We start from the raw sequence: 24853 nt of genomic DNA, 5'->3' as shown, positions 1-24853 counted from the left end.
TGAATATAATCCAAGAGGATTCCGATATATCAATCTTAAGGATTCAGATAGTATTTCGAGATAAAAAAAAATAATTTGAATGTTTTATTCAAAAAAAGAACGTTTCAAAAAAAGTTAAAAAAATGTAAGTCACTGGGGACTTACATCATTGGTGGCATTCCACCAGGCATTCCGCCCATTCCACCCATGTCACCCATGTCAGGTTCTTTACCTGCACCAGTGGATGCAATGACGTCATCGATCCTTAGGATCATTTCTGCGGCTTCTGCTGCGGATTGGATGGCCTGTTTTTTGACTCGGTGAGGTTCAATGACTCCGGCACGGTACATGTCGGTGACTTCGCCTGTGAATACGTTAAGTCCCATGTATAATGATTTTTCATGGGCTGCTCGTAGATCCACGAGAGCATCAATACTGTCCAGTCCTGCGTTTTCAGCCAGGGTTTTAGGTACAACTTCCAGTGCTTCTGCAAATGCATTAACAGCTAGTTGTTCACGGCCGCTGATGGTGTCAGCGTATTCTTTGAGTCCTTTGGCGATGGATATTTCTGCAGCTCCTCCACCAGCAACTACTTTACCGTCTTCAATGGTTGCAGCAACTACACCAATGGCATCTTCAATTGCTCTTTCGATTTCGTCTACCACGTGTTGGGTTGAACCACGGATGAGGAGGGTTACTGATTTTGGGTCTTTGCAGTCTTCCACGAAGATCATTGCTTCGCCGGAGATTTTCTTCTCAGCTACGGATCCAGCCAGTCCCAGGTCATCGATGGATAGGTCTTCTATGTTGGAAACTACTGTAGCTCCGGTTGCACGGGCCAGTTTTTCCATGTCGGATTTTTTGACTCTGCGTACTGCCATAATTCCTGCTTTGGCCAGGTAGTGCTGTGCCAGGTCGTCAATTCCTTTTTGACAGAAGAGTACAGTTGCTCCGGCATCGGCGATTTTGTTTACCATGTCACGGATCATCTGTTCTTCTTGTTCAATGAAGGCCTGCATCTGGGCAGGGTCAGTGATTCGGATTTCAGCGTCCACTTCGGTTTCTTTAACTTCAATGGCACTGTTTAGTAATGCTATTCTTGCATCTTCCATCTTTTTAGGCATGCCAGGGTGTACTGGTTCTTTGTCGATTATGACACCGTTTACGAGTTGGGAGTCATCGATGGTTGCTCCGTCTTTTTTCTCGATTTTGATGTGGTCTTGGTCGATTTCCCCGTCGTCTTCCACCTGTTTGACTGCACCTACCACCAGTTCTGCTAATGGTTCTCGTGCCTTTTCGGTTCCTTTCCCGGTCATGGCTGTCATTGCCACTTTCATGAGGGTTTCCCGGTCTTCTGCATCGATTGATATGACGCTTAAGATTTCCTGGGCTTTTTCAGCTGCTTGCCTGTATCCCATAGCTATTATGGTTGGGTGAATGTCCATGTCCAGGAGGCTTTCTGCTTTTTTGAGTAATTCACCAGCAATAATAACTGCGGTGGTGGTTCCGTCTCCCACTTCGTCTTCCTGGGTTTTGGCTACTTCCACCAGCATTTTTGCTGCAGGGTGCTCGATATCCATTTCTTTGAGGATGGTTACTCCATCGTTGGTTACTACGATGTCACCTAATCCATCTACAAGCATTTTGTCCATTCCCTTAGGACCTAAAGTGGTCCTTACGGTTTCTGCTAAGACTTTTCCTGCTAATATGTTCATTCTCTGAGCATCTCGTCCTAAAACTCTAGAAGAGCCCTCAGGCATTATAATAATAGGTTGTCCTTGTCCTTGTCCTAATTGTGCCACAATAATCACCTCTATTTTTTTATGTAAATGATCAGTAGGTTAGCGATTATATAAATACTTTGCTATTGTCATATTCATCTGGAGTTTAAATGGGATTTATTAATACACACCCAATATTTAAAAAGACATGAGGCTCTGGAGATTATTTAAGGAGATTTAAGAGATCCTACCAAACATATCATCGTATTATAAAGTATATAGCTTTTTTAAACCTATATAGCTTTTTAAACTATTATAACCAAAAAAAATAATGTCTTTTTTTAAAATAATGTCTTTTTTAATCCTTATCTAATTTTTTCCAGAATACGTTACCATGACTTTCCCTGGATCGGAAGTAACCCTTCCTTTCCAGGTTTCGGAGGGCGTGTTCAAAGTTTTGGATTGTGAGTTCAGTGAATCCCATATTAATAATCCATTTATAAAGATTATCCAGTGTATCTTCTGAATCTGGGAGTAACAGGTAGACGTTGGATTGGAAGGAAGTTAAATCCTTTTTTGGTTTTTGGGTAAGCAGTTTAAACTGATCCTTAATTTTTTCCAGTTCCTTTATTTTCAGATCCTTTACTTCAAGTTTTTTGACTAATTCCTTGATTTCTTCTTCTTTTTTCTGGATGGATATATCCTGTTCTTTCTGTTGCTCCTGAAGTTTACTGTGCTCCTGAACCAGGGATCTGGAAGATTCTTTCTGGCACTTTTTAAGTTCGATCTTCAACTTACTGATCTCTAATAGGCAGGCCTTAACCAGCTGCCGTAACTGTTCTCTCTCGGTATCCTTCAAAAAGGCCATAGTATCACTTGAATAGTAGAATTTTTATTATGGATATAAACACTAATTCTAATCTTAACTAATTCTAATCTTATTTATGCATCAATCTCCTTTTAAGTTTTGAGATAACAATCCCCATAATCACCATCAATGATTACAATCACCATCATAACCTGAGTAAACAATATCTAGAAAATCCATCACCACCAAAACACCCAATTACTAAAAATCAAAGAAATAATTTAAAATTGTATTAAATCAAATAACAGGGTGTCTGATCTAGTGTGAAAATTCACCAACTTTATGACTTTGATTTCAAACACAAACAAGTATTTGGATTTCCCGGATAAAAGTACAATTGAATATTGACTATATATTAAAAATAGGCCTTAAGAATCGGAATATTTATTAATAATGGGATATAATATTTTATTGGCTGATAAAAATGAATATCCCGTTAAATCCCGATTCAAAAGACCCTATTTGGACTCTGTTTGGTAAAGTAATTAAACTTATCGATAGTAGAAGTTTTCAGCAAGAATTGGCTCGAAACAAGCTACAAAGCATAGAACGATATCAAACTATGCTAAAAATAATATTATTAGCATCATATTTTAATTTAGAAGTATCACATGTTCACTCTGAGGTAGAAAACCGTGAAAAGCTCCGGAAATTCCTAAATATAAACAACCCATTAACATTAAAACAAATCAGAGAGGTTTATTCACGAAAAAATGAACAAAAATACCTAGAATTAGCATTAAAAACACTTAACAAACTAGAATTTAAAAAAATACGAGGTCTTAAAACTATTTTACTCGATTCAACCGCGATAATCATTGATTTGAAGTTTAATGGAAAGTATATTTCAAAGCAAACATGCCTTGATAAAGACTACAAAAGAGGCTTTTCTACCTCTAAAGGCCATTATGCAGGCTTTCAGATGACAATAGCAGTAGAACACGAAACATTAAGACCCCTAGCAATACTAATCTATCCAGGTTCACCAAACGACGCAAAAATATTTGACAAAATTATGTATGAACTGAAAAGAAGAAGATTACTCAGAAAAGGACAATTAGTAATTGCAGATAAAGGATTTTATAGTGCCTGCAATTACTTAACCGGAATAAACAAATACAAAATCGTTCCGTTAGTATTTCCAAGGAAAAAACCAACATTAGAAGTGTTAAAAGACAAAATAATCAATCCGTTAGATTATTTTAACTATGAAAATAAATCCGGAACAATATATCAGGAATTACGAAACCGATTATTCGAATTACTTCCTAAATGGGAAGATTCACGCCGAACAAGATGGAAAATCGAGAAAGTATTCGAATTCCTAAAAGAAAATTTAGGCTTAGGACATATACACGCATATACCAAACGATCCGTCTATAAAAAAGCATATCTAAATGTACTTTTACTAGGAATACTAATATCCAATGGCCAAAACGAAATCAAAGAAATTTACACCATGCAAAATTTCACTTAAAACAGACACCCTGTCAAATAAATAAATTCTTAACATCACCAAACAGCTTATAAACAGTGAATTAATCTCCACTGAGTTTATGGACTTAAATTCAGTAATTTTATGGACTTAAATATCCGCTGAGTTTATGGATAAAAAAAAAGAAAAAGGAATTAAATAATAGCGGTTGTAGCAGTTCCTCCCCAGGGTGCAGCGGTACTTGCAGAGCCCAGAGTTTTTCCACCCTTGGTTATGGAAGCGGTTAGGGTTCCAGAGCCACCCTCTGTTTTACGGGCAGAAATTGTTACAGAACCCGTCACCGGACCTAAATTAGTTGTTTGATCACCAGTACCGGATAATGCACGATATCCAAAGTTACCGCTCACATCAGCAGCCCAATTTCCAGGATAACTCACAACAACATTAACATCATTAGAAGCAGAAGCATTGGTAGATGTGTTATTAGCTGACGTGTTGGAACTAGTAGTATTGGACGTGTTGTTATTGGAAGTACATCCCGATACTACAACCACCAAACAAACTAGAACCACTAAACAGATCATTTTTTTCGACAAATTCATTATTTAGACACCCTCCTCTAATTTAAGAAAACTTGTGTTAATATTGGTGTTATTATAATAATTAGTTTTCGGAAAGAGGTGAACAGATTCTTAATATTCAACCAAAATCTTCCAGAGGCCAGGTGAATAAAATATGAACCCATTATTTATAATGATCTGGGTTTGTAGAACTTATTAATACAAATGAGATTATTCAAATCATGGATTAAACCATAATTAGGAATCAATGTGTGAAAAATCATAGAATAAAAAATTAAAGAATAAACTTGAACTATTAAGAGAAAAAGACAGATAAAGAAAAAAATAATAAGAAAAAAGGAGATATTAAGGGTTCATTAACTATTAACTCTACATTATCTCCGCAATAAGTTCCGCATTAAGTATGGATGCTCCCGCAGCACCCCTAACAGTATTATGGCCTAAAAGAACGTATTTCAGGCTCTGAGGGAATGTTGCATCCTGTCTGAGTCTTCCCACCGTGACGGTCATTCCTTTTCCCATCATACGGTCCATTCTTGGTTGGGGTCGGTTGTCCTCTTCCCGGACAATAACCGGATGTTCCGGAGCGGAGAAAAGGTTTAATTTTTGAGGGAGTGCCTGGAAATTCTGGAGGGATTTTTTAATGTCTTCCAGGTCAAATTCTTCATCCATTTCCATGAAAACTGCTTCGGTGTGACCATCCACCACCGGGACGCGGTGGCAGGAGGTGCTGACTCCGAAGGTTGCAGGTTCCACATTATCCCCATCAAAGTCACCCAGAAGGTACAGTGTTTCTTCTTCCATTTTCTCCTCTTCCCCTCCAATGAAGGGTACCAGGTTGTCCAGCATGGCCATGGAGGGCACTCCATTGTAGCCAGCTCCGGAAACAGCCTGCATTGTGGACACGTAGACCCGGTTGATATCGTACTGGTCGTATATGGGTTTCAGGGTAAGTACCAGGGCTATGGTGGAACAGTTGGGGTTGGTGACAATGAATCCATCCCATCCCCTGTTTTTCTGCTGGGTTTCTATTAAGTCCAGGTGTTCCGGGTTAACCTCGGGTATAACCAGGGGCACATCTGGTTCCATACGCATGGCACTGGCATTGGAAGCAACTTTCATACCTGCTTCAGCGAATTTAGGTTCTGCAATTAGCGCGTTTTCAGCAGGTAGTGCTGAGAAGACTATCTCCACATCCTTCACTTGGCTGGGGTCGGTGTCCACCACCACAGTGTCTTTCACTGCTTCGGGGATGGGTGTATCCATGTGCCAGGTCACTGCATCCTGATATTTTTTTCCAGCAGAACGCGCCGAAGCAGTGAGGGCTGTTATCTCGAATTTGGGATGATCTTCAAGAAGTTGTATGAATCGCTGCCCTACCATTCCTGTTGCTCCTAAAATACCTACATTTACCATATAAACCACCTTTTTCATATACTGTTTATTAATTACTAATCTAATCTTCCCATTATAATACTATCCCTATTTTCCTCTTGTTAATTACCTGGTTTTGAATAAGTTCCGATAATTATCTGCCTTATTTACAATCCCAGAACATCATCCATATTACTTACTTTGCCCTTTTCAGCACTTACCACGTAACGGATGGACTTAATAACACCATTAACAAATGCCTGTCTGCTGCTGGCGCGGTGTGTGATTTCCAGTCGTTCCCCATCACCGGCGAATAGAACTGTGTGGTCGCCCACAATGTCCCCACCCCGTACAGCGTGGATTCCGATTTCTTCCGGTGTTCGCTCACCCACCATCCCTTCTCTACCATAGACTCCTACTTCATCCATTTTACGGTTTAGAGCTCCGGCTATGAGTTCTGCGGCCTTCACTGCAGTTCCAGATGGGGCGTCTTTTTTGTGTTTGTGGTGTGCTTCTATGATTTCCACATCGTAATCTGTGAGGATTCCGGCCAGTTCTTCCACTACCTTGAAGAAGACGTTAACTCCCACTGCCATGTTAGGGGAGATAACTGCCCTGACTTGGTTATGTTCTATTACTGACTGGTTAGATTTCATCTGCTCCTCAGTGAAGCCAGTGGTTCCCACCACCAAGTTAACACCACATTCGGCTGTGGTTTTTATGGTGCTCACTGCTGCCTCCCTTATGGTGAAATCCACAAGAACGTCTGGTTTTTTCTCCTTCAGTGTTTCTGCCAGTTTTTCTGCTCCCACTATTGGCACGTTGATGGGCCCAATCCCCATAACTTCCCCTACGTCCCTTCCTTCCAGTGGTGTGTTAGGGGCTTCAATGGCTGCCACTACATTCAGGTCATCCTGTTCCAGGATGGTGTTGATGATCATGGATCCCATTCTTCCACCGGCTCCGGTTACTGCCACATTTATCATGATATATCATCTCCTAAGATTAATAATCCTTTAAAAAAATAAAATAAGAGAAAAAAATGTTAAAAAGTATTTGTGCCCTGGATCCAGGCAGTTAATTAATAAATAATGAGTATAGCTTAAAAAAGCTTAATATATTTAGATCAACTGCAGGTCCAGGAGTACCTTCCTGAGTTCATCCTGGCTTTCCTTTTTAAGTGGGGCCAGGGGCATGCGCACATGACCTGAAGGTCTGCCCATCATGTTAAGTGCTTCCTTAGCAGGCACGGGATTGGATTCCACAAAGAGGACCTTCATAAGATCATATAACTCATAATGGAGATCCTGAGCTCCTTTGAAGTCTCCTTCCAGGGCTTTATTCACCATTTCACTCATGCGTGCCGGGTCAACATTACCCACCACACTGATAACACCTTTACATCCCTGGGAAATCATGGGGAGGGTGAGGTTGTCATTTCCAGACAAGACCAGGAAATCTTCCTGTCCCAAACTTTTCAGTTTATGAATGGTCTGTGAGACCTTGTCCAGGTCGGGGTTTGCCTCTTTAATAGCCACTATGTTATCCAGCTGAGCAACTCGTCCAATGGTTTCCACATCAATATCAGTACCGGTACGGGAGGGGACATTGTAGACGATTATGGGAATATCCACAGATTCAGATAACATTTTATAGTGTTCATAAAGCCCATGCTGTTGGGGTTTGTTATAGTAAGGAGTTATTACCAGTGCGTAGTCTGCACCTACGTCTTCTGCGTATTTCACCAGGTCAAGTGCTTCCTTGGAGGAGTTGCTACCTGCTCCGGCCACTGCAGCTGCCTTGCCCTTCACTTCATCCACCATGATTTCCATCATCTTCTTCTGTTCATGGTGGGTTATGGTGGCGGACTCACCGGTGGTTCCGGCGGCCAGTAGGCCATTTACACCTCGTTCTAGGAGATAATTCATGTTCTCCCGCATGCCCTCTTCATCCACGGTATCTTCCCGGGTGAAGGGGGTTACCATAGCAACTGTGGTACCTTCCAATTTCATTCCAAGACTCTCCTTACCATTTCATAAGCTCTCTTACCATCATTCCAGTCCACGAATATAACAACTGAAGTTTGACTTGATGAAATTTCCACTATGTTTATTTTATTCTGACGTAAAGGTGCGGTGATTTTGGTGATTATTCCTGGGGTGTCTATGAAATCCTGGCTGTTGACGGTGATCATGGCGATCTCCCGACCCAGTGACAGGGAACTCATATCCGGATTTTTCACCACTACCTCATGAAGGATTTCATGGGCAGCATCAGCCACTGATTTATCAATGAAAAGGGTTATTGAGTTTTGACCGGTGGATATACCATAAATATTGATATCATTATCCTGAAGAGTTTTGGTGAGTTCGGCTAGTATTCCCACTTTGGTCAGCATCTCTTCACCGACCACGGCAATGACTGAAATGGGTTCATTGTTTAGGGTGGTTGATCTTAGCATTTTATCCTTGGAGGGACCCATTATCTCTGTGCCTGGTACTGAAAGATCACCATGTTCAAATCCTATGATTTTAGCGTTGATTTTAGGGTCTTTATAGCGCAGAGCATGGGGGTGTAATACCTGGGCTCCGTGGGTTGCCAGATCCCTCATTTCTTCAACACTGATTTTGTCCAGTTTTCTGGCAGTCTGTAATTTATTGGGATCAGTGGACATTACTCCTCCAACATCGGTGACAATGATCACCTCTTCTGCATGGAGGCAGTGTCCCATCAGGAAGGCAGTTATGTCACTTCCACCCCTTCCCAGGGTGGTGATGTTACCTTCTTTGTCTTTTCCTAGGAAACCGCAGATAACGGGGATGACTCCCTGATCCAGGAGTTTTAAGATCTCCCTGGATCTGATTTCAGTCTCTGCAAAGTCAATTTTGGCATTTAGATAGTTGCTGTCAGTTATAACTGGCCAAATTTCCATGTGAGGATCAACGTACTCTGACTTGACACCCAGGGATTCTATTGTGGACGAAAAAACCCTTACACTGGTTATTTCCCCCATGGATATTATGTCTGCCATTTGTTTTTCAGTGATGGCTTCTCCTATGGATCTGTTTACAATTTCCAGGATGTCATCGGTGGTCTTGTTGATGGCTGAAACCACAACCACCACCTTCTTGCCCTGCATGTACTCTTTAACCACTGCACGGGCTGCTTTTTTGATCCTTTTCCCATCTCCGATGGATGTTCCTCCAAACTTGGCCACTATTATTCCCATAGCAACCAACCTTAGAAGTAATTATTTCTAACCAATCGAGTTACGTAACCTGCGATTTTGTTCCGCAGATGCTTGGTACTTACAGTGGAGAATTCCTGCACTAACTTCTTATTTTCATCGAAATCTGTGGTGAATTTACCGGGATAAGTTTCAATCAGTTCTTTGGATGTTCTTTTAACGAATGATGTTCTAATGTTACCCATGCTTTTTACCTCCTTGTATTTTCTGTTGTTCTTTTTTGCTCAAATCCGTCAGTATCATAGTGATCTGGGTGAGACTGTCTTTATCTATTTCCTGCTCTTTAGCTATTTCTCGGATCTTATGGTGGATAAACTCTTCCCTTTCTGGATCATGAATTTTCATTCCCAGAACAATCTTGGCCTGGTAAATATCAGTGGCCAGGGAAGTTCGCTCTTTTATGAGCTTTATTATCTTTTCATCCAGTAAATCAATTTTTTTCCGAGAGCTTTCCAAGAGTTGTAACGCTTCTGCCCTATCCATGGTCAACCACCTTGGTTCCCATATTATCCGCCTGAGTTAATATTACCCGCCCAGGATACGAACTCCATGCTTCCTGAACACCGCTTATATTCTCTTCAGGAACTATGGCTACAAATGAGGGGCCAGTTCCTGAAAGACCTGCGGCCAGTGCACCTGAATTTAAGGCATCCAAAGCAATTCCAGCATCAAAACTAAGCGCAGCGCTATATAAAATTCCGTTTAATGTCAGAGCTCCATATACGTTGCCTTTGAGTGCTTCCTGGAATGCGAGTTTCACCCAGGGGGCCAGGAGTTTCATCCTACCGACATCAGATTGGGCAGTAGGTGACTTTCTATTGGGCATGTATATTAATATATTTTGCTCCTCCATGGGGCCTCGGTGGAAGATCTCACGTCGAGGATTGTGGGTGATGGTTAGACCTCCGAAAAAGGAGGCACTGGCATCATCAAATGCCCCGGTAATGGTAACCCCTGCCTCCAGAGAGGAATCAATGGCCAGATTAAGTATATCTGAATCATTTAAACTACCCTCAGGTATTAAACCATCATTAATCATGGCCTGGTATGTGGCCAGAACCACTGCATTGGAAGTGGCACTGCTGCTTGATAGTCCCGAGGCCACAGGTAAGGTGGAACTGGTCTTTATTTCTATCCCGGTGTCCACATTAAATTTATCAAGTACATTTCTCACACAAATTTCCATAAGTGTGGTGTCAACATCCTTATCTGCTTTGAATATTCGTTTTGATGACTTTAAACTGGCTTTGGCAGTTACATAAAGTTGGATACCAAATGCAGATCCGCAACCCGTGGATATGGCATTAATTACCGTTGCTGATCCGGGTGACCGGACAATTGCTTTCAAATTATCACCTGTAAAAGTTAACTCCTATGGAGTATTGCACTTATTTTATATACATAGAAATAAAAAGACTAATAAATACATCGATGGAATAAATAAAAAATAGAATATAATTAATATTATAATGTAAAAGTAATAATCAAGAAACACTAGGTAATAATATGAGTAAAGATACCAGACTAGTTTTGGGTATTGTGGGAGGAGGATTTTTAATCCTTCTAGTTCTTTTTATAGCCATCATATCCCTTTTAGGGAGTAGTGACCAGTTCACCAATGGCACCAGCTTCGGAAACACCGTGGCAATTGTACCGGTCCAGGGTGAAATTGCCTACAGCCAATCTAACATTCTGGGAGGAGGAGGAGTAGCATCACCCCAAACCATAACTGAGGGTATTAAACAGGCCGAAAAAGATGGTTCTGTGAGTGCCATTGTCCTAGATGTTAACAGCCCCGGTGGTTCACCAGTGGCCAGTGAAGAGATCATGAATGTGGTTAAAACTGCTAAAAAACCAGTGGTGGTTTGGATCAGTGATATTGGTGCCTCCGGAGCCTACCTGGTTGCCTCACCTGCCGATAAGATCATGGCCAGCCCATCATCCATTGTGGGTAGTATTGGAGTTATACTCAGCCTAACTGATCTTTCTGGACTTTACCAGAAGATCGGTGTTAACCAGTACGCAATTAAAGCAGGGGAGTATAAAGATATGGGTGCTTCCTACCGTAATTTAACCCCTGAAGAAGAGCGGATGTTGCAGGAGATGGTTAATCAGGATTATGAGTACTTCATTAAGCAGGTGGCTGAAAACCGTAAACTGGATTTGGACTATGTGCGGAGCATTGCCGAGGGAAAAATATACACCGGAACCCAGGCCAAGGAATTGAAGTTAATAGATGAAACTGGTGACCGGGAAAAGGCCATTGAATCAGCAGCCCGACTGGGGGGAATAAAGGGAGACTATGAGGTAATAACCATCACCCCTACCGAGACCCTGGCGGATATTATTAAGGGTTACTCCACCAACTTTGCCTATGCACTAGGTAAGGGAATTGGAAGTTTATTGAATGAGGGTTCTGTAGAAAGCTCTGTGGATTACAGTTTAAGATGATAACCGGATCCCTTACCTGGGTTTCCGGTGACAATCTTTTGATTATATAAAAAGTGTAATCCTCAAAAAATCCATCTCGAAATTTATAAAAATAAGATTCCATAAAAAAGAATTTAAATAAATAATCATAGAATTCTAATCAATAAGATTTACTTTCGAACATAGTTTTAAAAAATGAGGTGAAAATATGGTTGTAAAAGTTGAGGTGTTCACATCTCCTTCCTGTCCTTACTGTCCTATGGCTATTGAAGTTGTAAATGAAGTTGAAAAAGAAATGCCTGGCACTATGGAAGTTGAAAAAATTGACATCATGGTTGATCGGGAAAAAGCAGTTGAATATGGGTTAATGGCCGTGCCTGCTATTGCTTTAAACGGAGTTGTGCGTTTTGTGGGCGCTCCATCTAAAGAAGAACTGACAAGTGCCATAGAAGAAGAAAAGAATAAATAATCCCTTATTTTTTTTTATTACCATGGAAGAAAATCATTCCAATTTAAAAGACCAGAATTTATCTTATGCTAATTCTAAACCTGGCAGGGAGAACAATAAATCATCCCCCCCATCTGTTTCTTTACCAGTTGAAAGTGACAATTATGGAATAACCACAGGAAGTGCAGCCACTGCCGCAGCTTTAGCCGCATTACAATCCATAAAAGGGGAAAAAGTTTCCGGGGTTAATATCCAAACACCCCTGGGATGTCTGGATATTTCAGTTAAGAGTTCTCATAAAATAAGTGACCACTCTGGGAGGGCTTCAGTTGTTAAAATGCCTTACCATGACCCTGATGTCACCATCAATTTAGAAGTGCATGCCGAGGTTCATCTTACAGATAAACCAAGCATAATAATCACTGGTGGGGAAGGGGTAGGCCGGATAACCAAACCAGGATTACAACTACCAGTGGGAGAAGTAGCTATAAACCCGGTTCCAAGGAAGATGATCCAGTCCAACCTGGAGGCTGCACTGCCACCAGGTAAAGGTGCCCAAGTCTTGATCACCATACCTCAGGGTAGGAAAATTGCCCGTAGGACTATGAATCCCCGTCTGGGTATTGTGGATGGCATTTCCATACTGGGAACCACTGGAATTGCCCGTTCCATGAATTCAGAAAGTTTCCAGAAGGCCAAGAAATGTCAGCTGGATGTGGCACTGGCCGAAGGATATCAGGAACTGGTTTTCGTTCCCGGGAATATTGGAGAAAAACTGGCCCGTCAGTTGCTGGATGTGGAAGATGACCAGATAATCCAAATGGGTAACCTGGTGGGTTACATGCTGGAAGAAGCAAGTAAAAGTGACTTATCCAAATTAATAATCATGGGCCATGCTGGTAAACTGGTTAAAATAGCCGGAGGTATCTTCCAGACAGAGCATCGCCTGGCAGATGGTCGCAGGGAGATAATAACCACCCACACCGGACTAAGAGGTGGGAATAAAAAAGTAATGGAGGAAGTTTTCAACTCCAACACCACCGAGGACATGATTGAAATCCTGGAAAGAGAAGGTATGGTGGATATGGTTTTCAACTCCATAGCCAGTTCCATCAAGGAACGTTGCCAGGACAGGTTTGATCTAAAGCCAGAAGTGATTATTTTAAAGATGGATGGCACTGTACTCAACAGTAATTACCGGGTTGAATTACTTAATCATCAATCCTAACTTCGATGATTAGAACAGATACTCAGATGTTTCGGATTTTTAGATTTTTAGATTTTTAGATTTTTAGATATTTATAGATTTACGAAAACACATTTTATAAAAGGAATATATGAAATATATTATTTTATTAGTGGATTCAATGATTATATAGTCAATTCAATGTCTTATTTACATTCCAACTCAAAGTTTATGGTGAAATCATGCGTGTGTGCATATTAGGACAATACCCCCCCCATATTGGAGGTGTTTCATCCCACACTTATCTTCTATCCAGGGAACTGGTAAAACGAGGAGATGAAGTTTACGTGTTAACCTATCCCCACCAGGATATTAGGGATGTTGGAGGAGTTAAAGTAGAAACAGCCTCCGCACCCAACATTAAAGGTTTAAGGGGTTTATTCTTTTCCATATCCTCTTTTTTCAAACTGATAGGCATGGTACACCGTTTAAAGATTGACCTTATCCACGCCCACTTCCTACTACCCCCAGGGCTTATCGGAGTTTGTGTGGGTTCCATCATGGGTAAAAAAACTGCAGTAACCGCCCATGGATCCGATCTCATGATACAGGCTAAAAATCCCCTTCTAAGGGGACTAATCAAGTTTACCCTTAAAAGAGCTGATTATGTGCTGGTGGTTAACCAGACACTGCAGGAAAAAGTGTTGGAGTTGGGTATAAATCCGGATAAAATTTACATAACTCCCAATGCAGTGGATGTAGAAAAATTCACCCCCCAGAATAAGGAACTCCCCCCTGATATAGAGATGAGTTCTGATAAGCCAGTGCTACTATTTGTGGGAAATCTGGTGTTCCAGAAGGGTGTTAAATATCTCCTGGATGCTAAGATGTTAATGAATACCCCTGCAGAGCTGGTAGTGGTGGGTGATGGTCCCCTCCGCCAGGAGCTGGAGATGAAAGTTCAAAATGAAGAGATCAGTGACGTGGTTTTCGTTGGTGCCCGTCGTGACGTGGAGAAAATTATGCCATCTGCTGATGTTTTTGTTCTCCCCAGTGTGTCTGAAGGGTCTCCCATCACTATCCTGGAGGCCATGGCCAGTGGTCTGCCAGTGGTGGCCACCAGTGTAGGGGGAATCACTGATTTAATAAATGATAAAGTAGGACGAGTAGTTGAACCTGAAAATCCCCTGGAAATGGCAACTGCGTTGGATGAAATCCTAGAAAACAAAACATTACTGGAAGAGAAGATAGTTGCTGCCCGGGAACATGCCATGAAATACAGTACCGTAAAGATACCTTATTAATCCACTAGTTATAAGGTTTTAAACTATTTAATTACCGTTCGTTAGTTAACTCTTGATGAAACAATTACACTTACTCTGAAAGTAAATCATAATGGAAATTTCAAGTTTTATTTCAATTTAAATTATTATTTATCACTCGCTCTATCCAACATTATAATAAACAAAGCAAACCATCATACTCTAAGAAATAATTAGAATCAAAATAGAATAATAATTAATAGTTTATCTGAGTTTAAAATCTGGAGATTTTAGAAGAACTTAGGCGTTTAAAATAATTAAAAGGGTTTTGTAAATACATGATAACACACTAATAGATGGAGATGAATGGATATGGATGAAAAAGAATTCACACACCTCACCCAGAGTGGGGTGCACATGGTAGAAGTAGGGGATAAGCCAATCATCAAAAGAACCGCCCTTGCCCAGGGAAGAATAAAACTGCAAAAAGAGACCATTGATCTCATTGAAAAGGGAGAACTTAAAAAGGGTAACGTGCTCACCACTGCCCAAATAGCAGCCATCCAAGCTGTTAAAAATACTCCCCAGATGATACCCCTATGCCATCCAATACCCATCGGAGGGGTGGAAGTGGAATTTGAAGTGAACCCTGAATCTATTGAGGTTACAGTGCAGGTGAGCAGCACCGGGAAGACTGGTGTGGAAATGGAAGCCATCACAGGGGTCAGTGTGGGTCTTTTGACCATCTGGGACATGGTTAAGAGTGTGGAAAAGGATGAAAATGGACAGTACCCTTCCACCGCTATCACTGATATTGAAGTAATCCGCAAGGAAAAAATCGAATTATAATCAACAACGGATTATATAAAATTTAATTTATTAGAAGTTCGAAGAAAAGGAAGGAAATATGAGTCTTGAATCTGTGGATCCAGCTATCAGGAAGATAATAAAGGAGTCTTACCCCCAGATTAAGGAGCTTAACCCTGCCCAGAATGCAGTGGTAGATGCCGGGCTTCTGGATGAAAAGGAAAATTACATCATTGCCATACCCACTGCCAGTGGTAAAACCCTCCTGGGAGTGATGGCCGCCCTCCGGACAATCCTCGATGGGGGTAAAGTGGTTTATGCAGTTCCCCTTTTATCCATCCAGAATGAGAAGGTTAAGGAATTTAAAAAATTCGAAGAACACGGTATCAAGGTGGGTAAACATCCCTCTTCATCGGATTTGGCAGTGATGGTCTTCGAATCCTACGATGCACTGACCCGTTTCAACTTGAACGCCCTTTCTGATGTGGATCTCCTCATTGTGGATGAATTCCATATGATCGGGGAGTATAGTCGTGGCCCCACCATTGAATGCGCCATCACCCGTTCCCGTATGCTCCATCCCGGGATGAGGTTAATCGCCCTATCGGCCACCCTGCAGAACATGGAGGAACTTTCCACCTGGCTGGGTGCCCGGGTGGTGGAACATGATTATCGGCCAGTTCCCCTTTTTAAAGAAGTTCTGAACACTGAAGAATTCGGTATCAAAAACAAGAATGATGTTATACTTCGAATTCTTAAGGATTCCATGGAGGAATCCAGCCAGGCCCTGGTATTTGTTTCCACTCGCCGTTTCACTGAATCACTGGCCAACTACCTGGCAGGTAAAATAAAAAGGACTCTGCCCGCGGAGAAGAAAAAGGCATTTAAAAGGGTGGCTGAAAAGATCCTGGATGTTCCCAAGAGACGCGGATCCCTACCCACTGAAGTGTGCCTGAAACTAGCAGAATGCGCGGAGAATGGGATGGCCTTCCACCATGCAGGCCTATTTGATCGTCAGAAGGAGATCATTGAGGAGGAGTTCCGTGCCGGGAACCTTCTGATGATCACCGCCACCCCCAGCCTGATGTACGGGGTGAACCTCCCCTCTAAGAACGTGGTTATCCGGGATTACACCCGCTGGACCAGTCAGGGACCTCAACCCATACCGGTGTTCGATTACCTGCAAATGTCAGGCCGTGCCGGGCGTCCGGGGTATGATAAGGAGGGTTACTCCTACCTGATTGGTAAAACCCTCTCTGAAGCTGAACAACTCCAGTATCAGTACATCTACGGGGAGATTGAAGCCACCAACTCCAAGTTACTGGAAAACCGGGATGCAGTTTACCGCCAGATCATTTCACAGGTGGCAGCTGGGATGGCTCGGAATCTGGATGAACTCCTGGAATTTTTCAAAGACACTTTTTCTGGTTTCCAGATGACCCACTCGGAGTATTCTTCTTTATTTGCCTCGGATACCATTCAGTTTCAAGTTAAGGAGGCACTGGATTTTCTGATGGAACACGGAATGATCCAGGCAGTTCCGGATGGTCTGAGGGCCACTGCCTTTGGCATGTTAATTGCCAAAAGTAACTATGCAGTGCAGACTGCGGTGCGTCTTAAGGAATTTGCCCGTTCTGGTGGAGAAGTGGAAATGTCCCGTTTAATCTATGAGATATGCCGCACCCCTGATCTGATCCCCATCTCCTTTAAAGGCCGTAAAAGCCGAGACCCGGTCCGGGATCGGCTCAACCGTGCAGGTTTGTTTGTGGTGGATGTGGGTAACGATGAGGCCACTGCTGCCACCCTTATGGAATGGATGGATGAACGGAGCGAGTATGAGATTGAAAATGCCTTCAATGTTTATGCGGCATCCACCCGGAGAGCAGCCTATGAGGCATCCCGACTGGTGAAGTTCCACCGGGAAATATGCCAAGTTCTGGGTGTCTATAGCGGACTAGATTCCATGGAAACCCTCACCGCCAGACTCTATTACGGGGTGAAGGAGGAGTTACTCCCACTGGTGGTGGGAATCAAGCGTCTGGGCCGCAGACGTGCACGGGCACTGGTAGATGCCTTCGGAACAGACCTTCGTTACGTTTCCCGAGAGGAACTACTACGGATTGAAGGTATAGGGCCTAAAACTGCGGAGAGTATACTTAAAAAGTATCATTCGCATGATTAACCCCCATGGAATATTCTATTTAAGGAGATTACTGATATAAAGTGGCTTTGATTAAGGTAACCCGTTGAGCTGGAGAATGAAAATAAAGTAATTGGGAACATGATTATCAAAGAACTGGATTTTTCCCGGGAAATTTCAAAAAATGATCTCCTGAAGGCGTTGAAGGGTGAAGCCAATCATGTGCATATCCATGATTTCATCAAAACCTGCAGCTTCCTCAAGAAGAATATGGAACATGTAAACCCCCATTACAAGGAAGAGTACATTAAAATGTACACCGAAGGGTATTTAAAGGGTTACCGAGATGTTAAAAATGATAAAACATCCTACACCGGACATGTTGATCTTGTTGAGCTGGAAGAATCCATCCAGCTCCTGGAAAAACAGGAAAAAATAATGGAAACAGAGTTTGGTGAAAATAACCGATCATTTAAGCCCTATCTGATCATGTCCATTTATACCACATTCATACTGGAAGAACCAATCCATCCGATGGGTACACCATTCCCTGGTGGTTTGAAGGTACGCAAAGATAATGATATCTATTACTGCCCAGTAAAAAAGAATAACGAGAACAACCCACTGGCAGTTTGTGGATTTTGCATTGCAGAGCAGGAACCAGATATGTAATTTTTCCAGGAATTTTTTTTTATTTTTAGATTACAGACAAAATTTTAAACCCCACATGCCAATTAATCAAATACAGATGTGATTAAGACTTAGCCCAATAATGAAGGCTTTAACTTAATGATTAAGAATTTAACCTAATGGTTGTAATTTAAGGATTAAATGTAAGGGATAAAATTTATGAATTTGATTAAAAAAACATTGGTAATGATTAAAAAAAAACCATTTGGGAAGCTAAATATGGTGAAGAAACTGGATGAAATTGATTTAAACCAGGCCCTGAGTAAAAATGATCTATTGAAAGTACTGAAAAAGGAAGCCAGATCCATCTATATACAGGATATAATGAAGGCCTCCCACTTCCTCAGGGAAGATGCCACTTTCATGCCACCCCGTGAAAGGGATGAATATATTGCCAGGTTCACCAGGGCATTTTTCACCCGGATCAAGGATATAAAGGATGACCAATCCTCTTATCAGGGAGAGGTGAACCCGACTAAACTTAGTGAATTTTTAGAAGTTCAGGACGAACAGGCCCTAAACTCAAGCACTGATGATGAGCGATGTTTCCACCTCATAGCCCGTTTGGTTTCTGCCTACACTGCATTTGTAAGGGAAGAATCCATACACCCTATGGGAACCCGGTTCCCTGGTGGTTTCACCCTGCGACTGGTAGGTGGTGTTTATCTCTGCCCGGTTAAGGATAAACAAAAAGAAACCCCCAGTGCACTGTGCAGATTCTGTGTATCAGTCCAGGATAAGAGTGTAGATTGATTAAACCCCAAATTAATCAAAATATTTTTATTCTTATTTTAATAAAATTAATAACAACTAAATAACAAAAAAAAGGATTTAGAAGTTTATTGGAAAGATTATATTAAATTTACATATCTACTGTAATCTTTCCCGTAAATATCCCATTTACAGTCAATACCTGATAATTATTTTGTGGAGAAAAGGGATATGAAGCCAGCATCAGTACTCATCGTGGAAGATGAAATGGTAACTGCCTTGGATCTTAAGGATAAACTGGTGAATGCTGGGTTTATAGTTCCGGCAATTGCGGCCAGTGGTGAAGAGGCAATTGACGCTGCAGCAGAATTTCGGCCCGATGTGGTGCTCATGGATATCGTGCTTCAGGGTGAAATGGATGGAATCCAAGCTGCGCGGAAAATAAGCTCCCTCGACATCCCGGTGGTCTTTTTAACTGCTTATTCTGATGAGGTGACATTGCAGAGGGCTAAATCCACCAGCCCTTATGGTTACATTATCAAACCCTACCCAGATAAAGAACTGCAGTTAACCCTGGAAACCACCCTCCAAAAACATCATGAATACCGTGATAAAGTTGAATCAATCCGTTATAAAGGTCTGGGTGACGGTGTACCTCTAACCAGTTATGAGGATGAGGTCCCATGGGAAGAACGTCCCAAGATATTGATTGTGGAAGATGAGATCATCACTGCCATGGATCTTGCGGCCCAGCTGGAGGATATGGGTTACCTGGTAGTGGATACTGTGGCCAATGGCCAGGATGCTATAAAAAAGGCAGAATTATTCCGTCCGGATCTGATACTTATGGACATCGTCTTGAGTGGAGAACTGGACGGCATCAATGTTGCCGAACATATCCATGACCTGGACATCCCAGTGGTTTACCTCAGTGCCTACACCGATGATGTTACTATAGAAAGAGCTCTTAAAACATCCCCCTTTGGTTACCTGCCCAAACCTTACCAGATTGATGAACTTTACATCACCCTAGAAACCGCCCTTCAACAACACCAATCAGAAACTCAGAGGATAGAAGAGATAGACCATAAGATCACTGTTAAGGAAGGGGAAATGGTTATTGAAAAGACCGCAGTGTTCTTCATCAGTGCCATTATCATTTCATTGATTGTTTACAGTCTGGCCACCAGAAGTATGACCTGGCTTATGTACCTCCTATTCATACCGGCATTTTACAACTTATTCATTATCGCCGTGAGTTTAAAGAAACCTTCACCCCCCGGAGGGACGGAACTACCCTTTATCAGCATTCTTATCCCTGCACACAATGAAGAGCTCACCATCGGGCGTTGTGTTCGTTCCCTGGCGGAGTTAGATTATTATAAAGATGGAAAGCGTAATTATGAGATCATAGTAATTAACGATGGTTCCACCGATAAAACCAGGGAAGTTCTTGGTAATTTAAAGGGTGAATTTAATTACCTGCGTATTGTCACCCGTAAACCACCACGAGCCGGTAAAGGTAAGGGATATGTTCTTAACGATGGGGTTAGGGTATGTCAGGGGGATGTTATCGCTGTTTTTGATGCGGATGCCCGTATAGAATCTGATTTTTTAAATAAAATCATCCCTTACTTGGACGATGATGATGTAGCTGGGGTTCAAGCTAGGGTGCGTATGTACAATGCCGACCGGAACCTGCTTACCAAGATGCAGGAGGTTGAGTTCTCAATTTTTGGCAACGTAATACTCAGAGCACGGGATATCATGGGGAAATCCGGTTTCCTGGGAGGTAATGGTCAGTTAACCCGGAAAAAATTCGTGGAAGATATTGAGGGTTGGGATGGTTTTGCAGTTACCGAAGATCTGAATATGAGCATTAAGCTGATGCTGGATGGAAATAAAATACGTTACTGCCCCGAGGCAGTGGTCTGGCAGGAAGCAGTGCCTGAATGGAAGGCTTTTTTCCGGCAGAGGGTTCGTTGGGCTACTGGTAATCTGGAGACCTTATTCGTGTATCTGGCCCCTATAATTGATGCTAAAATACCACTTTACAAGAAGATTGATTCCATACAGTACCTGGTTTTTCTCCTGTTCACCGTTTTTGTGATGCTCGGTTATATTGTGGCTATTTTAAACCTGGGAAATGTGATAAGGTTTTCAATGGAAGCACCAGTTATTATTGGATTGATATCAACAGCGGCTTTCTTTCCAGGAGTTCTTCTGGGAATGCGGAGGGATAAGGTGGGTATTTTAAGATCTCTCATCAGAGGTGTGGAGTACTGGGCTTACTGCCTTTATCTTATACCCCTCTTCTTTGCAGCCTTCGTTCACATGTTGACACGTAAGGAGAGGAGATGGGCTAAAACCAAGCACACTGGGGAATAAAATTATAAAAAAGAGATATGATCCTCTGAAAATATGTAGCTAATAATTTAACTTTAAAGATTTTCCCATTCATTCCTGTTCAACATCAACCAAGTGTTCCACTCTTTTCAATGAATTCTTAATTGCATCATCATGCATTACAATATTTAAGGCCCCCCTTGGACATATTTCAACACACCGCCCACAGATTCTGCAATCATTCTGGTTTCTTTTTACTTTTCCATTTATTATTGTAATTGCATCCACAAAACAGGTTTCATGGGCACATATTCCACATCCATTGCAGAGTTCCGGGTTGAAGTTTATTTCAACTCCTTCCATTGGGGAGAAACTACTGCTCATATCCTCCGGGAGGTTGGGGGTCATTTTCCACAGACAGCAACACTGGCAACAGTGACAGATTGAGAGTAATTCCTCTTTCGGGCCTGTGCTTAACCAAACACTGTCTATCTTGTTCCTGCCAATGATTGGCACCAGACCTGCTTTTTGACCCCTTTCTACGTGTTGAATTGCCTCAGAAGCTGAAACTGTTCTTCCCAGTTTGGATGATATTCTCTGGGATCCTTTCCCTAAAAATAAACATCCCAGATCATGGGGGTAATCCTGGCAGTTGTTGGAAGTGCGGCAGATGCAGTTATCCATGATAAAATGGTATTTTGACCTTTTGATCATCTCCTTCAATACCTGACTAGGGACTAGTGTATTTTCATTATATGTGGGAACTATGGCATTTACTTCCAGTTCCATCACATCTCCTGATTGGTGGTTTTTGATTGCAGCATCCCGGGGAAGTACCTGTATATCATCACCCTCAAAGAACATTTTATCTATCATCCATTCCAAGGGAGGGAGTTTCTGACAGGCCCGAGCCAAAACAAAACGGGTGTTGAAGGTTATATTAATAACCCTCACACTAAGATCTGAAAATCTGATTTTTCTCATTAGACATTCTCCATTGATATAAAGATTATCAAACCCAGTCTTTAAAATCTTTGTAATCTTTAGTTAGCAATTCCCAAAATCTTTTACAATCTTTAGGATATCTTAATTCATCCCCCAAATATCTTTTAAGGATATCTTAAGTAATCCCAGGAAATCTTTTATAATCCCAGAAAACCTTTTGTAATCTGGGGATTATTTGACAAAATTCTTTAATGCATCATTCCAACCATAGACGGTATTTAATGTTTTATCCCTTTTTTAATCTTTTTTTAATTAGAACCACATTTCCAAATGATAGAACTTAAATCAACAGAGAACTCCATTTATCAGTAAAGTATATATTCGTATTGAATCGTAATGTTATACATGACAAAAAAGAAGAGTGTGTACATCCGCCTGGAGCAGGAGTACATTGAAAGAATTGATGGGATAGCCAAGAAGGAGGACCGGTCCAGATCATACATTATACGCAGATTGATCGTAAATGGACTGGAGAAAAAGTAATACTTTTTGGTTAGTTTTTATTCCGCTGAGTGCCAACTAGTTGAATTTCATAAACAATACACTAAGTTAGCTAATAAATAAGTTAATTAACTAATTTTTCAGCCTTACCCGTTGAAAGAGTATCTATAAAAATATATATGATTTTTAGACGACTTAAAATTAGGCAGTTGCAGAGAGTATAGAATTAGGATTTTATTCATTTACTACCCATCGTTCTTAAGTTTAAAAATCAGAATCTTCAAAAGAGAATAAGGATTGAATTACTTCATTATCTTTTTTCTTACCCCTAATCTCACCCATGAGTTTGATTTTCTCATCAAATTCATTCTGGTATTGTTTCTGAAAATTATTCCAGCGTTTAGGATTTTTAGATAACCAGTTGGTTGATTCTCTAGTTTGTATAGAGGATGTTAGTAGTGCTCCCTTTGATTCCTTACTGGACTTATTGGATGCACCACTGGAACATATCTTACCCACCATTTCTTTGAATTTATTCTTCCTCTGAGGGAAGTGATGGGACCCGGTAACCTTGCTAATATCAACCATGTTTATCCCTTAATCAATTGTGAGGGTTCATAGTATATTAATATATCTTTTAACACTGCTCCAGAAAACACTGGGCCATCTTGCGGGTCTTGGGACTTTTACTATCCAGCTGAGATTTTATAAAATTTTCAATGAGTTGCTTATCATCTGCTTCCAAGTAGATTTTCCCCAGGGCCTCAATGGCGTAGGCTTTAATTAGTTCCTTTTGGTTACCCTGGTGGATGTCATCAATACTCATTAATATATCCACAATCCGGGACCTGAGATCTGGTTTGTTATGTGCAATGATACTTGAATTTAAAGCCACGTGGGATGCAGTCATAGCCTTATCACCAGCCAGCACTCCGTAATAATCATTAAATATCCTTTCAAATTTAGTATCCATATCTACGCGGGTTAAACTGGCTAATATGTATATGGCTATGTATTTATGGTAGTTGTTGGGGCTTTTAAGCATTTCCTGAAAGTAGTCCCATTCTTTATAGAGAAAGTCTGGATCTTCTTGAGCTATAACTTGCACGGCTTTAAAACTGTTTTGACGGGTAGTGTTATCTTTAGATCGGACTCCTTCTTTCAGTTCCTGGAATAGATCTTGGCTATTCAATGCCTTCCTGGCCAGTTTTTCCACGTCTATATTTTTTTCATCTAAACTTACCATAACCATCCCTCTAGTTTAATAACACTCTAATTTTGATTATGGATTTATTTTAAATATTTTGAAATAATTATTTTTAGTATTTTTTAAATTGTAATTCTTTTTTAAGTTAGTTTCATTCCAGAAATTCTCTGGCTTTAACTGCCCGATATGTTTTTCCTTTGTAGTTTATGGGGCAGGAAACTGCACCACGGGGACAGAGGGAGGTGCATCTTAAACAGTACTCACAGTTAAAACCATGCACAGGATACTTATCTTCAGACAGGGTTATGTTGTTCACTGGACATAGTTTCACACATATACCACACCGGCGGCATTCTTCATGATTGGTCTCCAGACGTAGGAGTTTCTGATTGAGATTGGATTTTGTGACCTTTAAACCGGCAAGGGATGTAATAGTAAACTGCATCTGAAATCAACGGTACTCTCCCCCATTTAGATCTTCCAGAGACAATGTCCAGAGCATATCTTTCAGCCTTCATCATCCCTCTTTGAACCTTTTCATTACAGGTCTTCCCATCCTGAATATAAAAGATGTTGGGAGGCATTACAATTTCTTCAACCCCTATGGGATTGTATCCCTTCTTTCTCACTATTTCATGCACTGGCCCCACAATACCACCGGAAAATCCGGCCAGTGTGTCCACCATGAAGATCTCGGTGTCCTGGTCAGTTTCAGGCAGTGCCCTGATGAATTTCCATACGAAATTGTAGGTGGATAATTCTGCTATGGGAAATCCCAGGCCGAGGGTATGGTTTAAATTCACATCTTCCGGTTTTGATTTTTCAATTTTGTGCAGATTAACCGGAACCCCGTTTTCCGTGAAGATATCTTTCATCTTTTTTACCACTAAAAGGGTGTTTCCAGTTCCAGAGAAATAATAAAAATCAATTACATCTTTAACCATAGAACACCTCCCACTATTCACTGCTTTCTTT

General features: G+C 41.3%; 26 protein-coding genes. 11 read left to right on the top strand and 15 right to left on the bottom strand.

Features of this window, described 5'->3' with window-relative positions:
• Window positions 1-140 precede the first annotated feature (140 nt).
• Together thsA and BK009_RS01940 are read right to left on the bottom strand one after the other, a co-directional pair.
• A complete protein-coding gene (gene thsA, locus BK009_RS01945) occupies window positions 141-1739 on the bottom strand; it encodes a thermosome subunit alpha (RefSeq protein WP_100906781.1) in 1599 nt (532 codons plus the stop codon).
• A 319-nt stretch (window positions 1740-2058) separates the two neighbouring features.
• Window positions 2059-2568 (bottom strand): hypothetical protein, encoded by a 510-nt coding sequence (locus tag BK009_RS01940; protein ID WP_100906562.1) that lies wholly within the window; start codon window positions 2566-2568, stop codon window positions 2059-2061.
• 424 nt (window positions 2569-2992) lie between these two features.
• On the opposite strand from BK009_RS01940, the gene BK009_RS01935 reads away from it, so the two are divergent.
• Complete coding sequence (locus BK009_RS01935) at window positions 2993-4045, top strand: transposase (protein ID WP_100907055.1); 1053 nt, start codon at window positions 2993-2995, stop codon at window positions 4043-4045.
• A gap of 152 nt (window positions 4046-4197) precedes the next feature.
• Here BK009_RS01935 and BK009_RS01930 read toward each other — a convergent pair whose 3' ends face one another.
• The 8 genes from BK009_RS01930 to BK009_RS01895 all read right to left on the bottom strand — a co-directional run bounded on the left by BK009_RS01930 (window position 4198) and on the right by BK009_RS01895 (window position 10553).
• Window positions 4198-4605 carry a hypothetical protein gene (locus BK009_RS01930; RefSeq protein WP_232727988.1) on the bottom strand — a complete coding sequence of 136 codons (408 nt, stop codon included), beginning with the start codon at window positions 4603-4605 and terminating at the stop codon, window positions 4198-4200.
• Window positions 4606-4953: 348 nt separating this feature from the next.
• The gene (gene asd / locus BK009_RS01925) at window positions 4954-6000 is read right to left on the bottom strand and encodes an aspartate-semialdehyde dehydrogenase (RefSeq protein WP_100908863.1); all 1047 of its coding nucleotides are present in this window, start codon (window positions 5998-6000) and stop codon (window positions 4954-4956) included.
• A 125-nt stretch (window positions 6001-6125) separates the two neighbouring features.
• Window positions 6126-6944: a 4-hydroxy-tetrahydrodipicolinate reductase gene (gene dapB / locus BK009_RS01920; protein WP_100908862.1), complete on the bottom strand. Its 819-nt coding sequence runs from the start codon at window positions 6942-6944 to the stop codon at window positions 6126-6128.
• Window positions 6945-7079: 135 nt separating this feature from the next.
• Complete coding sequence (gene dapA / locus BK009_RS01915) at window positions 7080-7970, bottom strand: 4-hydroxy-tetrahydrodipicolinate synthase (RefSeq protein WP_100906566.1); 891 nt, start codon at window positions 7968-7970, stop codon at window positions 7080-7082.
• Complete coding sequence (locus BK009_RS01910; RefSeq protein WP_100906567.1) at window positions 7967-9187, bottom strand: aspartate kinase; 1221 nt, start codon at window positions 9185-9187, stop codon at window positions 7967-7969. The genes dapA and BK009_RS01910 overlap by 4 nt, the downstream gene beginning before the upstream one ends.
• Window positions 9188-9198: 11 nt before the next feature.
• Entirely contained in the window at window positions 9199-9390 is a 192-nt protein-coding gene (locus BK009_RS01905; RefSeq protein WP_008513808.1) for a 30S ribosomal protein S17e, read from the bottom strand.
• Window positions 9383-9688 (bottom strand): chorismate mutase, encoded by a 306-nt coding sequence (locus BK009_RS01900; RefSeq protein WP_100906568.1) that lies wholly within the window; start codon window positions 9686-9688, stop codon window positions 9383-9385. The genes BK009_RS01905 and BK009_RS01900 overlap by 8 nt, the downstream gene beginning before the upstream one ends.
• Window positions 9681-10553 (bottom strand): shikimate kinase, encoded by an 873-nt coding sequence (locus tag BK009_RS01895; RefSeq protein WP_100908861.1) that lies wholly within the window; start codon window positions 10551-10553, stop codon window positions 9681-9683. The genes BK009_RS01900 and BK009_RS01895 overlap by 8 nt, the downstream gene beginning before the upstream one ends.
• A gap of 158 nt (window positions 10554-10711) precedes the next feature.
• On the opposite strand from BK009_RS01895, the gene sppA reads away from it, so the two are divergent.
• The 9 genes from sppA to BK009_RS01850 all read left to right on the top strand — a co-directional run bounded on the left by sppA (window position 10712) and on the right by BK009_RS01850 (window position 21267).
• Window positions 10712-11656 (top strand): signal peptide peptidase SppA, encoded by a 945-nt coding sequence (gene sppA, locus BK009_RS01890; protein WP_100908860.1) that lies wholly within the window; start codon window positions 10712-10714, stop codon window positions 11654-11656.
• Between the two features lie 187 nt (window positions 11657-11843).
• Window positions 11844-12104, top strand: coding sequence for an MJ0307 family thioredoxin (locus BK009_RS01885; RefSeq protein ID WP_100906571.1), 261 nt, complete (start codon window positions 11844-11846; stop codon window positions 12102-12104).
• Between the two features lie 22 nt (window positions 12105-12126).
• Complete coding sequence (gene cbiD, locus BK009_RS01880; protein ID WP_100908859.1) at window positions 12127-13311, top strand: cobalt-precorrin-5B (C(1))-methyltransferase CbiD; 1185 nt, start codon at window positions 12127-12129, stop codon at window positions 13309-13311.
• A 200-nt stretch (window positions 13312-13511) separates the two neighbouring features.
• Window positions 13512-14573: a glycosyltransferase gene (locus BK009_RS01875; RefSeq protein WP_100908858.1), complete on the top strand. Its 1062-nt coding sequence runs from the start codon at window positions 13512-13514 to the stop codon at window positions 14571-14573.
• A gap of 330 nt (window positions 14574-14903) precedes the next feature.
• Window positions 14904-15380: a cyclic pyranopterin monophosphate synthase MoaC gene (gene moaC, locus BK009_RS01870; RefSeq protein WP_100909704.1), complete on the top strand. Its 477-nt coding sequence runs from the start codon at window positions 14904-14906 to the stop codon at window positions 15378-15380.
• Between the two features lie 58 nt (window positions 15381-15438).
• On the top strand, window positions 15439-17520 hold the full coding sequence (locus BK009_RS01865; RefSeq protein ID WP_100908857.1) for a DEAD/DEAH box helicase: 2082 nt from the start codon (window positions 15439-15441) through the stop codon (window positions 17518-17520).
• A 99-nt stretch (window positions 17521-17619) separates the two neighbouring features.
• Window positions 17620-18150 (top strand): DUF2115 domain-containing protein, encoded by a 531-nt coding sequence (locus BK009_RS01860; RefSeq protein WP_100908856.1) that lies wholly within the window; start codon window positions 17620-17622, stop codon window positions 18148-18150.
• Window positions 18151-18327: 177 nt separating this feature from the next.
• On the top strand, window positions 18328-18921 hold the full coding sequence (locus tag BK009_RS01855) for a DUF2115 domain-containing protein (RefSeq protein WP_236951005.1): 594 nt from the start codon (window positions 18328-18330) through the stop codon (window positions 18919-18921).
• 189 nt (window positions 18922-19110) lie between these two features.
• Complete coding sequence (locus BK009_RS01850; protein WP_100908855.1) at window positions 19111-21267, top strand: response regulator; 2157 nt, start codon at window positions 19111-19113, stop codon at window positions 21265-21267.
• Window positions 21268-21336: 69 nt separating this feature from the next.
• Here the strand turns inward: BK009_RS01850 and BK009_RS01845 are convergent, their stop codons facing one another.
• On the bottom strand, window positions 21337-22209 hold the full coding sequence (locus BK009_RS01845; RefSeq protein ID WP_100908854.1) for a 4Fe-4S binding protein: 873 nt from the start codon (window positions 22207-22209) through the stop codon (window positions 21337-21339).
• A 366-nt stretch (window positions 22210-22575) separates the two neighbouring features.
• On the opposite strand from BK009_RS01845, the gene BK009_RS01840 reads away from it, so the two are divergent.
• A complete protein-coding gene (locus BK009_RS01840; RefSeq protein WP_100906578.1) occupies window positions 22576-22713 on the top strand; it encodes a ribbon-helix-helix protein, CopG family in 138 nt (45 codons plus the stop codon).
• A 222-nt stretch (window positions 22714-22935) separates the two neighbouring features.
• On the opposite strand, the gene BK009_RS01835 is transcribed toward BK009_RS01840, so the two are convergent.
• The 4 genes from BK009_RS01835 to BK009_RS01825 form a co-directional block, all read right to left on the bottom strand.
• Complete coding sequence (locus BK009_RS01835; protein ID WP_100906579.1) at window positions 22936-23259, bottom strand: hypothetical protein; 324 nt, start codon at window positions 23257-23259, stop codon at window positions 22936-22938.
• A 49-nt stretch (window positions 23260-23308) separates the two neighbouring features.
• Entirely contained in the window at window positions 23309-23917 is a 609-nt protein-coding gene (locus BK009_RS01830; protein ID WP_100906580.1) for a hypothetical protein, read from the bottom strand.
• 112 nt (window positions 23918-24029) lie between these two features.
• Entirely contained in the window at window positions 24030-24323 is a 294-nt protein-coding gene (locus BK009_RS12600; protein WP_236951004.1) for a 4Fe-4S dicluster domain-containing protein, read from the bottom strand.
• Window positions 24235-24822, bottom strand: coding sequence for a hypothetical protein (locus tag BK009_RS01825; protein ID WP_236951003.1), 588 nt, complete (start codon window positions 24820-24822; stop codon window positions 24235-24237). The genes BK009_RS12600 and BK009_RS01825 overlap by 89 nt, the downstream gene beginning before the upstream one ends.
• Between the last annotated feature and the right edge of the window lie 31 nt (window positions 24823-24853).

Origin of the sequence: Methanobacterium subterraneum (assembly GCF_002813695.1) — an archaeon.
Lineage (GTDB): Archaea > Methanobacteriota > Methanobacteria > Methanobacteriales > Methanobacteriaceae > Methanobacterium > Methanobacterium subterraneum.
The sequence above is the reverse complement of the archived record's forward strand: the minus strand, read 5'-3'. Positions and strand labels throughout refer to the sequence as shown.

What these genes read in the sequence shown, in the direction of transcription:
- thsA (WP_100906781.1), bottom strand. Translation starts at nt 1,739, where the DNA reads ATGCCTGAGGGCTCTTCTAGAGTTTTAGGACGAGATGCTCAGAGAATG.
- BK009_RS01940 (WP_100906562.1), bottom strand. Translation starts at nt 2,568, where the DNA reads ATGGCCTTTTTGAAGGATACCGAGAGAGAACAGTTACGGCAGCTGGTT.
- BK009_RS01935 (WP_100907055.1), top strand. Translation starts at nt 2,993, where the DNA reads ATGAATATCCCGTTAAATCCCGATTCAAAAGACCCTATTTGGACTCTG.
- BK009_RS01930 (WP_232727988.1), bottom strand. Translation starts at nt 4,605, where the DNA reads ATGAATTTGTCGAAAAAAATGATCTGTTTAGTGGTTCTAGTTTGTTTG.
- asd (WP_100908863.1), bottom strand. Translation starts at nt 6,000, where the DNA reads ATGGTAAATGTAGGTATTTTAGGAGCAACAGGAATGGTAGGGCAGCGA.
- dapB (WP_100908862.1), bottom strand. Translation starts at nt 6,944, where the DNA reads ATGATAAATGTGGCAGTAACCGGAGCCGGTGGAAGAATGGGATCCATG.
- dapA (WP_100906566.1), bottom strand. Translation starts at nt 7,970, where the DNA reads ATGAAATTGGAAGGTACCACAGTTGCTATGGTAACCCCCTTCACCCGG.
- BK009_RS01910 (WP_100906567.1), bottom strand. Translation starts at nt 9,187, where the DNA reads ATGGGAATAATAGTGGCCAAGTTTGGAGGAACATCCATCGGAGATGGG.
- BK009_RS01905 (WP_008513808.1), bottom strand. Translation starts at nt 9,390, where the DNA reads ATGGGTAACATTAGAACATCATTCGTTAAAAGAACATCCAAAGAACTG.
- BK009_RS01900 (WP_100906568.1), bottom strand. Translation starts at nt 9,688, where the DNA reads ATGGATAGGGCAGAAGCGTTACAACTCTTGGAAAGCTCTCGGAAAAAA.
- sppA (WP_100908860.1), top strand. Translation starts at nt 10,712, where the DNA reads ATGAGTAAAGATACCAGACTAGTTTTGGGTATTGTGGGAGGAGGATTT.
- BK009_RS01885 (WP_100906571.1), top strand. Translation starts at nt 11,844, where the DNA reads ATGGTTGTAAAAGTTGAGGTGTTCACATCTCCTTCCTGTCCTTACTGT.
- cbiD (WP_100908859.1), top strand. Translation starts at nt 12,127, where the DNA reads ATGGAAGAAAATCATTCCAATTTAAAAGACCAGAATTTATCTTATGCT.
- BK009_RS01875 (WP_100908858.1), top strand. Translation starts at nt 13,512, where the DNA reads ATGCGTGTGTGCATATTAGGACAATACCCCCCCCATATTGGAGGTGTT.
- moaC (WP_100909704.1), top strand. Translation starts at nt 14,904, where the DNA reads ATGGATGAAAAAGAATTCACACACCTCACCCAGAGTGGGGTGCACATG.
- BK009_RS01865 (WP_100908857.1), top strand. Translation starts at nt 15,439, where the DNA reads ATGAGTCTTGAATCTGTGGATCCAGCTATCAGGAAGATAATAAAGGAG.
- BK009_RS01860 (WP_100908856.1), top strand. Translation starts at nt 17,620, where the DNA reads ATGATTATCAAAGAACTGGATTTTTCCCGGGAAATTTCAAAAAATGAT.
- BK009_RS01855 (WP_236951005.1), top strand. Translation starts at nt 18,328, where the DNA reads ATGAATTTGATTAAAAAAACATTGGTAATGATTAAAAAAAAACCATTT.
- BK009_RS01850 (WP_100908855.1), top strand. Translation starts at nt 19,111, where the DNA reads ATGAAGCCAGCATCAGTACTCATCGTGGAAGATGAAATGGTAACTGCC.
- BK009_RS01845 (WP_100908854.1), bottom strand. Translation starts at nt 22,209, where the DNA reads ATGAGAAAAATCAGATTTTCAGATCTTAGTGTGAGGGTTATTAATATA.
- BK009_RS01840 (WP_100906578.1), top strand. Translation starts at nt 22,576, where the DNA reads ATGACAAAAAAGAAGAGTGTGTACATCCGCCTGGAGCAGGAGTACATT.
- BK009_RS01835 (WP_100906579.1), bottom strand. Translation starts at nt 23,259, where the DNA reads ATGGTTGATATTAGCAAGGTTACCGGGTCCCATCACTTCCCTCAGAGG.
- BK009_RS01830 (WP_100906580.1), bottom strand. Translation starts at nt 23,917, where the DNA reads ATGGTAAGTTTAGATGAAAAAAATATAGACGTGGAAAAACTGGCCAGG.
- BK009_RS12600 (WP_236951004.1), bottom strand. Translation starts at nt 24,323, where the DNA reads ATGCAGTTTACTATTACATCCCTTGCCGGTTTAAAGGTCACAAAATCC.
- BK009_RS01825 (WP_236951003.1), bottom strand. Translation starts at nt 24,822, where the DNA reads ATGGTTAAAGATGTAATTGATTTTTATTATTTCTCTGGAACTGGAAAC.